We start from the raw sequence: 12739 nt of genomic DNA, 5'->3' as shown, positions 1-12739 counted from the left end.
CATTTCCAAAAATAGGTAATAATCATGTCAATTAACCTCAGTAAAGGCGAAAGAATCAATCTTTCAAAAGAAGCACCAAGCTTAAAAAATGCTGGAATTGGTTTAGGATGGGATATTAACGTTACAGATACAGGTTCAGCTTTTGACCTAGATGCTTCTATATTTATGTTAGGTGCTAACGGAAAAATTCCTAACGAAAAATACTTTGTATTCTATAACAACTCACAATCACCAGATGGTTCTGTGAAACATGAGGGAGATAGCAGAACTGGAGAGGGTATAGGAGACGATGAAACAATTCAAGTTGATTTAAGCAAAGTTGATGCTTCAGTTCAAGAAATAGTTTTTGTGGTCACTATCCATGAAGCAGAGCAAAGAAAGCAAAACTTTGGGCAAGTCAGAAACTCGTTTATCAGAATTTATGACAACACCACAGAAAAACAAATTGCTAAATATGAATTAGATGAAGATGCTTCCGCAGAAACTGCAATTGAATTTGGTAAACTTTATCGAAAAGATGGAGAATGGAGATTCCAAGCTGTTGGGGCTGGTTATAAATCAGGGCTGCAAAGTTTTGTAGACCAATATGCTGCTTAGTAAATATCTCAAAAGTTAATCCAAAGGGGGTATTCATTGTTGTTACCCCCTTTTTTGCATAAATTAATTAAAAAAGTTTAATTTATAGGATGTATATGAGATGGAAATTGAATTAACCAAAGGTGGCAGGTTTAATCTTTCTAAAGAAGCTCCAAATTTAAATAAAGTAGCTATTGGCTTGGGTTGGCAAGTAAATAAAGCTGGGCAAAGCTATGATATTGATGCTTCGGTATTTATGTTAGGCGCAGATGGTAAAATTCCCAATGATAAATATTTTGTTTTCTATAATAATCTCCAGTCAATCGATGGATCTTTAAGACACTCAGGAGATAATAGAACTGGAGAAGGTCATGGAGATGATGAGACAATTTATGTTGATTTGGCAAAAGTCAACCCAGATATTCAGGAGATAGTTTTTGTTGTCACTATTCATGAAGGGCAAGAAAAAAATCAGAATTTTAGCCAAATCAAAAATGCCTTTATCAAGATTTACAATCACGAAAGCAAAAATTCTCTGGCTCGGTACAATTTAAGAGAGGCATTTTCTCAAGAGACAGCTTTGGAATTTGGACGCTTATATAAAAAAGAGAATGAATGGAGATTTCAAGCGGTAGGAGAAGGCTATAGTTCTGGACTACAAAGTTTTGTAGATAAATATATTGCCAAAACTAAGCAGCAAGAATCTACAAAAGTAGAAAGTGCCCAAGAAAACTGTACAGCGAAACTAAATATATCGTTAGAGAAAAAGCTGGAGCGAGAAGCGCCACATATTTTCAATCTTGTTAAAAAAGCAGATATATCACTACAAAAAGCAAATTTGACAAATCATAAGGCTAAGGTTGTGCTTTGCCTTGATATCTCTGGCTCAATGAGTGCGCTCTATACTTTAGGTAAAATTCAGCGGTTTGCTGAAAAAATTCTTGCTTTAGGATGTCGTTTTGATGATAACGCTTCCATTGATATATTTTTATTCGGAGCTAAAGCCTATAACGCAGGTGAAATGACTATTGAAAATTTTAAAACTTTTATTCCAAATCTCTTGAAAGAGTATCCACTAGAAGGTGGTACTTACTATGGTAAAGCTATAGATATGATTAGAAAATTCTATTTTCCAATATCTAAAAAAGGTAACCATAAAAGTTTTAATCCAGTTTATATCATGTTTGTGACGGATGGAGCAACCTCTGACGAGTCACAAACAGAACAATATCTTAAAGAGTCTTCGTATGAGCCTATTTTTTGGCAATTTATGGCAATTGGCAAGTCACGCAAGGATGTTAAAGGTAAAGGTATTTTAGGTTGGCTAGCTAAAGCAAAGACCAGTGATTTTACTTTTCTAGAGCGGCTTGACGAAATGAGCGATCGCTATCTTGATAATTCAGATTTTTTCAGTTTAGAAGACCCAGAAAGTATACCAGATCAAGAGCTTTATGATTTACTGATGACTGAATATCCAAACTGGGTCAAATTGGCTAAAACGAAGAATCTATTACAATAAAAAATCAATGTCTCTCTATGATCGCCTGGATTTAACTAGACCCAATCGCAAGCTCAAAGTCCCGATTTGGGAACGCATAGACTTGACTAGACCCCCTAAACTCCGTTGTCAGGGATGTCGTTCGCGCATTCAGCCTCAGTGGGAGTTTTGCCCTTCCTGTGGAAAAATTCTCATAGAGAGAAATAGCGAGTTTCGCCGTTGCATCTGGGTAGACGTTTCGGGAATGGACATCGAAGAGGAAAATACCGAAGCAATCAATAGTATTCTCAGTGATGCCTTTTCTAAGCTCTACGGTGCTTTTAGAAGCGTTGAAGTATTTTTGACATCAGATCCACCTGAACCCAAGGAATGGGGAGACAACTTTACTCACGTCTATATATTTGCTGATAACCAGCCAGTTGACTATTTAGGAGTAGCTACTTTTAAATTAGGAATGGTTACAAACCGTGCTGTCATTCGCATTGATCAAGTATTATATGCGTCTTACAATGCCAGTCTTCATGTTAATCAATTGTCTAACTTAATTGCCAATACTATTGCCCATGAGATTGGACATACATTAGGGCTGGATCACTCTGCACTAGCAACGGATGTAATGCATGATGGACTTGACCATATCATTCATAGCTCAATGCCACCATCATTTCATGCATCGCAAATCAACTCGATGAATAATGCAATTCGCAGAGAAGCAGGATTGAAATAATTCGTAATTCGTAATTAGTTAAAATGAGCTATTTTTTAATTAAACTCTGGAGCGATCGCAAATCATAATTTAAGATTTTTCCAGTACTAGAAAGTTGATATCCGGCGAAGAATAAAGCAGATGATGCCAAAACAATTAAAAGATTGACTGACGCGAATACATTACCAGTAAAAGCGATGACTACAATTCCTAACGCCATTAAAATCCATCCTAAGTTAGGGTTTATTCGATGTTGACAAAGGACGAAAATACCAGATACACATAGCAATAAACCAGGAATACCAAAAAATATCCCAACTCGAATATTTGCAGTTAAAATTATCATACCTGCAACCATCAAAGCAAAGCCTACAAATTTGGTTGTCTGAGTTACCGGAGTTTGTCTGTTTTGCGGAGGAATTCGAGCCTGCATTGTTGTGGTATTTGCAGAAGAGATAGGATTTTGCTGATATTGTATCTGATCTTGGAATATAAATGTGAATTTTTCTCCTTGACCAAGGTCTATTCTATCTCCTAAATTTATTTGATAGGGTGTTCTAGGTTCTAATCTAGTGTTATTTACAAATGTCCCATTAGAACTTCCTAAGTCTTCAATAAAATAATTATTTATGTGGTTCTGAATCTGTGCATGGATGCGAGAAACTACATCTGCATCTGGCAAGTTGGAAACATCAATATCTGGTGGAATTTGGTCATTGAGTTTACCGATATGAAACACCGCAATATTTGGTGGTAACTCAAAAGCAGTGTTGCTTTGGACATGAAAAAGCTCTAAATTCAGCCCTATAGCGTTGGATGTACTTAAATTTTGCATAGTTTTTAGTCAATAATTTCTCTAGACTTTTGACTCTTGCAAATCAGTAGGCAATTTAAATCCGTTATAGTTTACCGATTTTCCTATCTGATGTAAAGGAATCTCAATCCAAAACTCGCTTCCTTTGCCCAGTTCTGATTCACACCGCAGGATTCCAGAGTGTTTTTGCACCACAATCTGATAGCTAATTGATAAGCCCAATCCTGTTCCTTGTCCCACAGGTTTAGTAGTAAAAAATGGATCAAACAATTTCTTTTTAACTTCTTGGGTCATACCTGGTCCATTATCTGCAATTCTGACTACCACTCGGTTATTACTAACAAGTTTAGTACTAATTATAATCTTACTAGGATTGCTCTCAATCTCTTGCTGAGAACTTTGAACATTGCACATATCAAGGGCATCGATCGCATTATTAATCACGTTCATAAATACTTGATTTAACTGCCCTGCATAACACTCTACTAGAGGTAGCTGGCCATACTCCTTAATAATTTCAATTTTGGGATGCTCTGGCTTGGCTTTCAATCGATTCTGCAAAATTAGCAGTGTACTATCAATACCTTCATGAATATCAACCTCTTTCATATCTGCTTCATCTAAATGGGAGAAGGTACGCAAAGACAAGACAATTTGCTGAATTCGTTTAGATCCCATTTTCATCGAAGACAAGATTTTGGGTAGGTCATCTAGCATAAATTCTAAATCAATATCCTCTACCTTTTCCTGAATCTTTTGTCCAGAATTTGGGAACTCTTCTTGATAGAGACTTACTAGTTCTAGCAATTTTTGAGTGTATTCACTGGCATAGGTAATATTGCCAGAAATAAAGTTAACTGGGTTATTAATTTCATGTGCAACCCCTGCTACAAGCTGACCCAGACTAGACATTTTTTCAGTTTGAATCAATTGAGCTTGAGTGCTTTGGAGTTCTTGTAAGGCTTTCTGAAGTTCTGATTCTGCCTGTTTGCGTTCATAAATTTCCAACTCTAGGCGTTGGTTCATTTGGGTTAATTCAGTGTTCTTAATTAGGGTTTCACGAGATTCAGCTAGCTTCAGTGACATATAGTTAAATGACTTAGCAAGGTCTTCTACTTCATCCCCTGTCTGAATATCTAAACGGTAATCTAGGTTTCCATCCGCAATTTCTGCTGTTCCTGCTTGTAATTTATGCAAAGACTTAATTGTTGGACGCCAAATCACTATAAATTTCCCAACAAATAAAATTATAATTACTTGCACAACTACAAAAGAAATAATTCTCTGCACTTGATATAGGTTTTCCAATTCATCTTCAACTAAGAGATTCTGCTGATTAGCACGTTCAATTAGCTGGCTGAGGAACAATTCAATGTCTCTATCAAAGGAATTAATGGCTCTAAAATACTGCTGAGAATCTGCTAAAGAAGTGTCGCTAGAATTCCAGTGGATTAGTTGAGTTGACAACTGGCTGAGAAACTGGTGACGGCGACGAATGATTGAGATTTCTTTGGCATCTGGCATCAAGCGTTCTAACTTGTCAAGAGAGTCCAGAAACTTTTTTGAAGATTGAATCATTTCTATATCTTGACTTTTAAGTAGAACAATATCCTTGAGTTCAATAATTTCAGACTTCAAGGCATTTTCCGCAGTCAAAGCGACTTTGATAGTTTCGGTAGTTTGATTGCTTTTCTCACGAATAGTCTGCTTTATTTGTTGAACAGCTACAGTATTGCCAACGAGAATAGCTATTATCAGTCCGACAGATACAACTGAACCTGTAAAAAACTTTGTGGAGATTTTCATTTTGTCGGAACAGAAATTAAGTTGAGATATTTTCGGAGTTGCTCGATAGGAGTGTAGTCTGAAGGAGTCACAAGGGTGTATCCGGCTGACTCAGTTCCGATAATATCCTGAAGTCCTTCTGGGCTACTAATAAAAGCCTGCTTTAGTCGTTTGATTAACTCAGGTGAGAGTTTTTTAGACACTACTATTGGAGAATTTGGTATGGGAGCAGATTCCCACAGAATTCTGGAGTTTTGAGGTGTTAGCTTCCCGTTTTTTTGCCGCTTCAAGTAGGAGGAAATATTAGTTGCTGCGGCATCAACAATGCCATCTTCTAATGCAGCCATACTATTGCTATGGCTACCAGCATAGAGGACTTGAGCAAAATTTCGATTATCATCAATTCCTAGTTTTTTGAACGTTGCCAGCGGCATCAAATACCCAGAGGTTGATAATTTATCTACAAAGGCAATACGTTTACCTTTGAGGTCTTTTAAGGTTTTGATGCGACTGTCTTGTTTGACAATGATACACGCCCGATACCAGGGTTGTCCCGTATGTTTATCAATGGGAGCAACCAACGGTTCTACTTTAGCACCCCGATCTACTGCCTCCAAATAGCTCATAGGCCCTAAATAAGCCATGTCCAGCTTATCCTGCAATAGCCAGTCAATGATTTGCTGATAATCCTTAGCAATCTGGAAATCTACTGAACTGGCGATCGCATCTTGTACCTTCTGGATCTCTGGTTTTTTGTGTCTCCCTTGTCCCCCGATTATCTTTGATTGCGACTCAGTATCAACCCTTCGTCCAAGGGATTGCTCTAAGTATTCTTTTAGGGGTTTAATCATCCGTTCTTGCTCTGTCCGGCTTTGCGTAGGTAGCACCCCAATTTTTAAAGCTGGTAAGTTCTGTTGACTTGAGACACTATCCACAACTGACTGATTTTTTTCTGATACTTTTCCAGTACAGCCTACACTCAGTAGCGCCATAATTATCGCTACAATCAGAACTCTAGTTTTACTGGATAAGCGATATCTACCAAAGAGCCACGGTGCTACTAAATACTTGTTCATAAAATTCAAATATAGATAGCTAAAAAATTCTAGAACTATCGTGGCATTTTTAAACGCAGAGTATTTTAAAGCCGAGCAAAGCCAATACTTTAAATTGGAATTTGAATGCAGAATTCTGTGCCTTTTCCTGGTTCTGATAGACAATTCAAAATTCCACCATGTTTTTCTACTATAATTTGGTAGCTAATTGACAGTCCAAGTCCTGTTCCCTTACCTACGGGTTTTGTAGTAAAAAATGGATCAAATAATCGCTTTCTAACGTCTTCCGCCATTCCTAATCCGTTGTCGGCAATTCGGATGACAACAAATTTACTGTCTAAAATTTCAGTCCGAATGAGAATTTGCGGTTTATCAGTTATTTTCCTGCTGACTCTTGACTCTTCTAAAGCATCGATCGCATTAGTCAGAATATTCATAAATACTTGATTAAGCTGCCCAGCATAGCAATCAACTAAGGGCAAATTACCATATTCTTTAACGATAGATATATCCAACCCAATTCCATTATCTTTCCAACGGTGATGCAAAATTAATAGGGTATTTTCAAGCCCTTCATGAATGTTAACTAGTTTTTTATCTGCTTCATCATGTCGAGAAAAATTTCGCAGTCCCAAAACAATTTCACGGATGCGATTAGTACCCATATTCATCGAAGATAGGAGTTGAGAAAGGTCACTAGTAATGAATTCTAAATCAATTTTTTTAGCAAAATCTTCGATTTCTAGTTGGGGTTGGGGATAATGTTGCTGATAAAGGTGCAAGAGAGTTAACATCTCTTGAAAGTATTCGTTAGCATAGATTAAGTTGCCATGAATAAAATTAACTGGATTGTTGATTTCATGGGCAACTCCAGCTACTAATTGTCCCAAGCTAGACATTTTTTCATTCTGGATCAGTTGAGATTGGGTTTGCTGCAATTTATGCAAGGTTTCGGTAAGTTTTTCGGCTTGAGTTTGAGCTACTAAAGTAGCAGAGCGACTTTGGGTATAAAGTTGTGCATGATCGATGGCGATCGCTAGTTGATCGCAAACAGCTTGTAGCAGGTTAATTTCACTGTTAGTCCAAATGCGATCGCCACTACAATGACTGCATACAATTGCCCCAATTTCACCGGAATTACTCTTAACTGGTAGCATTAGTTGAGATGTGATACCAAACTCAGTTAAAAGTTCTTGAATATCATAATCAAGTTGTGATTTTCTATTAATATTTTCTATACAAATTAGCTCTTGAGAGAGAAGTGTTTGGGTCAAAAAAGTGCTTTTTTGTAGTGGGATATTGCCTAACATACTTGGCAAGTTAGGGTTTCGTGCTTCATAGGTAATAGTCAGACTTGGTTGGGATGGGTGCGGTAAGTAAGAAAGAAAGTAGCAACGGTCAATTTGTAATAAGCTGCGAATTTCATTAACAGCAGTTTCTAGGATCATATTTAAGTCAAGAGAACTGCGGATTTGACTAGCTAGACGCAACAATAAGGCTTCCCGACGGCTGAGGAGTTCTTCTCGCGCCCAGATTCGGTCAATAGCCACAGCAATATTATTCGCAATCCAATTTAATAGGCTATTAGTTGGTTCGGTAAATAATTGCTTACTAAATAAAGCTATTATGCCGATTATTTGCTGCTCTACTATCAGGGGATAAGCAGAAAACCGAGAAATTGAGAATGTAGAATCGACAAGTTTATCTGAATGATTAATTGATAATTCTTCGTTAAAAATAGCTTGATGATTTTGAATCATTAAGCCCATAATATTATTGACTAAAGCGATATGATCTGGGAAATCTTGGGTATCGATCAAAGCATTACAAGCAATATCTGTGCAATGAACACCAGCCTGCAATTGTAGCTGGTTTGTCTGTCGTTCAAATGTCCAGATACAAACAAAGCCGATATCAAGGTATTGGGAAATAGTATTTGTACAGTTTTGCAAAATTTCTGGAAGTGTGCCACTTTGAGATAAGGCTAAACTGACTTCTGCACTCAAAACTGACAAACGCGATCGCTCCAATAAAGCTAACTCTGAAAGCTTGCGTTGTGTAATGTCTGTACGAATTGATACGTATTGATAGGGCTTTCCATCTTGTCCCAACATTGGGGCGATCAGAGTATCCACCCAATAAAAAGTCCCATCCTTGGCTTTATTTTGAATTTCTCCCTTCCAGATTTTTCCCTGGGCAATAGTTTTCCACAAATTTGTAAAAAATTCTTTTGTGTGGTGTCCAGAATTGATAATCCGATGATCTTGACCTAAAAGTTCTTCTGGAGAATATTTAGAAACTTCACAAAATAGTTCATTAACATAAGTTATTCTCCCAGTTCTATCAGTAATAGCTACCAGTGAATGGGCATTTAAAGCAAATCTAAAAGCTTCTAATTCTTGGACAGATTCTTCTAGCGCTATCTCATTCTGTTTATTAATAGTGATGTCACGTGCTACTGCATAAATCAGCTTTTCTTCAATGAAACTAGTTGCATTCCATGAGAACCATTTATAAGAACCATCTCGACAAAGATAGCGGTTTTCAAAGCTGATTGCATCTACAGATTGTATAATTCTTTGGGCTACGACAATTGTGGATTCACGGTCTTCAGGGTGAACAAATTCGATAAAGGGTTTAGCAACGAGTTCCTGAGTTGACCAACCTAATGTTTTTGTCCAGACTGGATTTAAATATTTAAAATAACCATCAAAATTAGCAATACACAATAAATCTATAGAAAGTGAGAAAAATCGAGAGTATTTTTCTTCAGATTTTTGTAACTCAGATTTAGCTAGTTTCATCAGTTTTTTAGGTGTAAAGCTTTTTGGGATAAAGTTAAATAAGTTAATACATTTATTATTAAAATTGAGTAGCCATTTCAATAAGATGCTTCAAGCTAGAAATTGCCTCACGTCAGTTTTGAGTAAGACTGTTTAGCTTACGAATAAAAACGTATTTAACTTGATGTAGAGGCAAGAAGTATCTACTAGTTTGTACTGAGTAAACTAGCTAGCTGTTGACTTAGTTCTCTACTAAATAAAGGATTCCCAAAAAAGATATAAAGTAAACACTTCTTATCTTAAATTTAAAATAAGAAGTGTTACTTAAACTGAATTATTCAGGACTTTTATCTGTCATTGTCCTTAAATAAGGAAGTGATCATTTAAGAAATGTAACAATTATGATTTTTTTTGTATTCCCTCATAGATAAACTTAATGTTTCAGCCCTCGCTCATCTGAAAATTTACCATTTCATAAATATCACTGAATGAAATTTGGAAATTTATAGAAGCTAGTGTTAACAATGCATCGGGAGATTCGTATTCAGTTAATACCCATTTACCATCCGAGTTTTTAGCAAATTGCTCGACGTAAAATTTGTATTGGTCAATCAGAATATATTCTTTAAATTCAGGAATTGAACGATAGCAACGAAACTTATCTGATTCGTCGTAACTTCTGGTTGATTTTGATAAAACCTCAATAATTATTAAGGGATTTGTAACAGTGGTCGTGCTGTCATTCTCATACATTGGTTCTCCCGCGATCGCCATCACATCTGGATATGTGTATCTTCTGTAACCCGGTATCCACAAGCGCACATCACTAGTAAATAAATTATAATTTTGCCCTCTTAAAGCAAATTTTAAATGAGCAACTAAATTAACGATGATATGGTTATGATTAGTTGTACCTCCTGCCATTGGCACTATTTCTCCATCTAAGTATTCGCTTTTGTATTCGGCTGTTTCTTCCAGTGCTAAATATTCTTCACGAGTGTAGTAGCGTTTTTCTGCCTGTGTTCGCATAAAAACCTCCATAAACGAAAATAGATAAATACAATTTATTGCAGCTTATCAGTCAATAATCTTAATTCCTACTTCCTGCCTCCTGCCTTGTTCACGCAATACTCCCGCGCTTTCTGGCTTCTTTGTAAGAAGTTCCCACATTTTTTAAACCAGCTTTAATCATTTGTTGTTCGAGAAGGGCAAAGAAACGCGCTCTGTCGCCACCTTTTACTACTGCTTGATTATGGGCTTCAGCGATCGCTACAGGATAGCCATATCCTTTTTGAACTTGTGCTAACATCAGTCCCAGTGCTTGGTCTAACATGGCTGCATTCTGGGCTACCCATGCCGGAACTTCGATTCTGGCGATTTCTGTACCAACGTGGACGTAGCAAAAGTAAATGGTTTGATCGCCGTAGAGTTCGAGAATGGGGGAATTGCTCCGCCACAGAGTACTGCGTTGTCCTGGTTTGAGTCGGGTTGCCCAAACTGAAGTATCTCGCAACTGTTCAAAAATTTTACAAGGTACTTTTTCTAGCTGATTTGGGCAATGACTTTTACAGTCTGGCACTGGATGGGGACAAGCCAACAATCGCAAAAAGTTCATTGTTTCGATGCTGCGAGAGGCGCTAAGATAACCCATCAACGGAATTTTAGCATCACGCATCTGCTGCCAAGCTTCCAGGATTGGGGGTAAAATGCGATCGCGTGCATCCATCGGCAACTGTTCTAAAAACCAGTAAATTAGCGAACCATCTACCATCGCCAACGCTGGCGTTTCCTCTTGTGCTGCACCACATGCAAGTTCTGCTAACACCGTTGTTTCTGAAGCAGTGCGGCGAAAACTCATCCATTCCTCAGTTCTAATTCCCCACTGCCGAGACATATATAAATCTTCTGGGCGGTAAAATACTTCTGGCAAACTATCGAGTAGCGGATGGCGATTTTGTCCGTAATGCAAGACAACTCTGCCGATATTTAGGAGATAACAGTAAGCAATTTCGTGATGATTAGGGGCAATTTGCGAACCATCGGTAGCAATGACAGTATGAATTTTTGGAGGAACTGGGATATCAATACAGGTTTCTAGCGGTTCAATTGGGGTAGCATTAGCGAAGAGAATGCGATCGCGCCATTTTTCCTGGCGATCGATTAAATCTTGTTGAGACTCGTAAGCATTTTTTAAATGTTGTTGCGCCAACTCTAAACGCTGGCGACTAGCAGCAGCTTCTAATGTTAGATGCTGACTTAAACCCTGCATTTGTCGCGCTAGTTTTGTTAGATCAAGCATAAAAGTAAGTGCTAAGTTATGAATGAATAGTTATGAATTAGGAATTTTCCTAATTACTTATTATTTACATACATCATTTAAATATGTCACTTCATTTCCATTCTTCCAGAAAATTAAAATAATTCGTAATTGCTAATGAGGCTCTAATATTCGCTAAGGTAATTCGTAATTAAAATAAAGTTGGGGATTTAGACCCCAACTGGGAAATACCAGCAAGATAGATAGATAATTACGCGCGAGTACCTTGCCAATAATTACGAATTACTTAAAGCCAAGCTGAGAAATCTTTAGCAAACTGAGAAAGTGATAACAACTTAATTCGCGGATCATTTTGTGCAGCTTCCCGTTCTGCTTGAGTATTATAGCCCCAGTCTGCAAGAAAAAGTTTTACATCTTCAAGGTCTACTTGCTGTTGAACTAACTGTAATGTCTTGAGTCTATCTTCTACAAACCAGAGGTTCAGTGGCTTTTCTCCTGCTGACTGAATTAATTCTCGCAAAATTTCATATTTGGGACGCTTGACTTCTTTCCCAAAAATTGCTCCTGGTGGTAAATTCACCCCTTCTTGTTGCAACAATTTTTGGACAAAACGCCCTTCTTTAGTTGTCACAATGTATAGCTTAACTCCACTGTCAATAGTTAATTTAATTTTTTCTACTACAGCCGGATAAAATCTATGCAGACTCAGCCACCCATCTAAATCCGTAGTAATCCATTTATCTCTCTGGTTATCTAGTTTTGTGGCAATTTCTCTTGCTTGTAGCTTGTCATTTAACAAAAGTTGTGGGGCGATGGTTACCCATTCATGAAGAATCTTTTCATCAGGAATTCCATCTACCAAGGCTTTAATTAAAACGGGCATTTCCCAACCCGTTTCAATAACAGGCCTTAGACGGTAGAATCTCAAGGCTAAATCATCTGCTGGTGTGTCGTTAGTAGGAGACCAAATTTCACAGTAGGTACGCCATGCTACCTCAAAATATTCAATTAATCCGTCGCAAATCACTCCATCAAAGTCCAGGGCTAAAATTTTGGGACTACTTGTGGTCATTGGTTTGAGAATGAAACTGCTCTTGTCAGCTTACCCGACAATTTTAAATCATGCAGTAATCTTTGTTAGTCTTTTATAATTTATAATTTGCTTAAAAAGTATGGTGGTATTGTTCTATTTGATTTGATACTGCTAGGCTAACGAGAATATACGGCAGATTTGCGATCAACTA

At 37.4% G+C, this 12739-nt stretch carries 10 protein-coding genes; 3 read left to right on the top strand and 7 right to left on the bottom strand.

All coding sequences use genetic code 11. The features are described 5' to 3' along the window. Positions 1–24 precede the first annotated feature (24 nt). The 3 genes from ABF638_RS13330 to ABF638_RS13320 all read left to right on the top strand — a co-directional run bounded on the left by ABF638_RS13330 (position 25) and on the right by ABF638_RS13320 (position 2801). Entirely contained in the window at positions 25–597 is a 573-nt protein-coding gene (locus tag ABF638_RS13330) for a TerD family protein (protein WP_069071297.1), read from the top strand. A gap of 100 nt (positions 598–697) precedes the next feature. Continuing rightward, entirely contained in the window at positions 698–2095 is a 1398-nt protein-coding gene (locus ABF638_RS13325; protein WP_435023161.1) for a TerD family protein, read from the top strand. A 7-nt stretch (positions 2096–2102) separates the two neighbouring features. Next, on the top strand, positions 2103–2801 hold the full coding sequence (locus ABF638_RS13320; protein ID WP_435023160.1) for a zinc-dependent metalloprotease family protein: 699 nt from the start codon (positions 2103–2105) through the stop codon (positions 2799–2801). A gap of 28 nt (positions 2802–2829) precedes the next feature. On the opposite strand, the gene ABF638_RS13315 is transcribed toward ABF638_RS13320, so the two are convergent. The 7 genes from ABF638_RS13315 to ABF638_RS13285 form a co-directional block, all read right to left on the bottom strand. Continuing rightward, positions 2830–3615: an FHA domain-containing protein gene (locus ABF638_RS13315; RefSeq protein WP_435023159.1), complete on the bottom strand. Its 786-nt coding sequence runs from the start codon at positions 3613–3615 to the stop codon at positions 2830–2832. A gap of 21 nt (positions 3616–3636) precedes the next feature. Then, positions 3637–5400: an ATP-binding protein gene (locus ABF638_RS13310; protein ID WP_435023158.1), complete on the bottom strand. Its 1764-nt coding sequence runs from the start codon at positions 5398–5400 to the stop codon at positions 3637–3639. Next, on the bottom strand, positions 5397–6455 hold the full coding sequence (locus tag ABF638_RS13305; RefSeq protein ID WP_435023157.1) for a substrate-binding domain-containing protein: 1059 nt from the start codon (positions 6453–6455) through the stop codon (positions 5397–5399). Before ABF638_RS13305 ends, ABF638_RS13310 begins: the two co-directional genes overlap by 4 nt. Before the next feature lie 89 nt (positions 6456–6544). Beyond that, positions 6545–9238, bottom strand: a complete 2694-nt coding sequence (locus ABF638_RS13300) for a PAS domain S-box protein (RefSeq protein WP_435023156.1) — start codon at positions 9236–9238, stop codon at positions 6545–6547. A 420-nt stretch (positions 9239–9658) separates the two neighbouring features. Beyond that, the gene (locus ABF638_RS13295; RefSeq protein WP_435023155.1) at positions 9659–10246 is read right to left on the bottom strand and encodes a Uma2 family endonuclease; all 588 of its coding nucleotides are present in this window, start codon (positions 10244–10246) and stop codon (positions 9659–9661) included. A gap of 91 nt (positions 10247–10337) precedes the next feature. After that, the gene (locus tag ABF638_RS13290) at positions 10338–11516 is read right to left on the bottom strand and encodes a DNA double-strand break repair nuclease NurA (protein ID WP_435023154.1); all 1179 of its coding nucleotides are present in this window, start codon (positions 11514–11516) and stop codon (positions 10338–10340) included. A gap of 265 nt (positions 11517–11781) precedes the next feature. Next, on the bottom strand, positions 11782–12567 hold the full coding sequence (locus ABF638_RS13285) for an HAD family hydrolase (RefSeq protein WP_435023153.1): 786 nt from the start codon (positions 12565–12567) through the stop codon (positions 11782–11784). Positions 12568–12739: the final 172 nt, after the last annotated feature.

It is taken from the genome of Nostoc sp. CALU 1950, assembly GCF_051172895.1.
Lineage (GTDB): Bacteria > Cyanobacteriota > Cyanobacteriia > Cyanobacteriales > Nostocaceae > Nostoc > Nostoc edaphicum_A.
The sequence above is the reverse complement of the archived record's forward strand: the minus strand, read 5'-3'. Positions and strand labels throughout refer to the sequence as shown.

Bases quoted from the DNA above. Each gene is read 5' to 3' on its own strand.
- ABF638_RS13330 (WP_069071297.1), top strand. From the start codon at position 25: ATGTCAATTAACCTCAGTAAAGGCGAAAGAATCAATCTTTCAAAAGAA.
- ABF638_RS13325 (WP_435023161.1), top strand. From the start codon at position 698: ATGGAAATTGAATTAACCAAAGGTGGCAGGTTTAATCTTTCTAAAGAA.
- ABF638_RS13320 (WP_435023160.1), top strand. From the start codon at position 2,103: ATGTCTCTCTATGATCGCCTGGATTTAACTAGACCCAATCGCAAGCTC.
- ABF638_RS13315 (WP_435023159.1), bottom strand. From the start codon at position 3,615: ATGCAAAATTTAAGTACATCCAACGCTATAGGGCTGAATTTAGAGCTT.
- ABF638_RS13310 (WP_435023158.1), bottom strand. From the start codon at position 5,400: ATGAAAATCTCCACAAAGTTTTTTACAGGTTCAGTTGTATCTGTCGGA.
- ABF638_RS13305 (WP_435023157.1), bottom strand. From the start codon at position 6,455: ATGAACAAGTATTTAGTAGCACCGTGGCTCTTTGGTAGATATCGCTTA.
- ABF638_RS13300 (WP_435023156.1), bottom strand. From the start codon at position 9,238: ATGAAACTAGCTAAATCTGAGTTACAAAAATCTGAAGAAAAATACTCT.
- ABF638_RS13295 (WP_435023155.1), bottom strand. From the start codon at position 10,246: ATGCGAACACAGGCAGAAAAACGCTACTACACTCGTGAAGAATATTTA.
- ABF638_RS13290 (WP_435023154.1), bottom strand. From the start codon at position 11,516: ATGCTTGATCTAACAAAACTAGCGCGACAAATGCAGGGTTTAAGTCAG.
- ABF638_RS13285 (WP_435023153.1), bottom strand. From the start codon at position 12,567: ATGACCACAAGTAGTCCCAAAATTTTAGCCCTGGACTTTGATGGAGTG.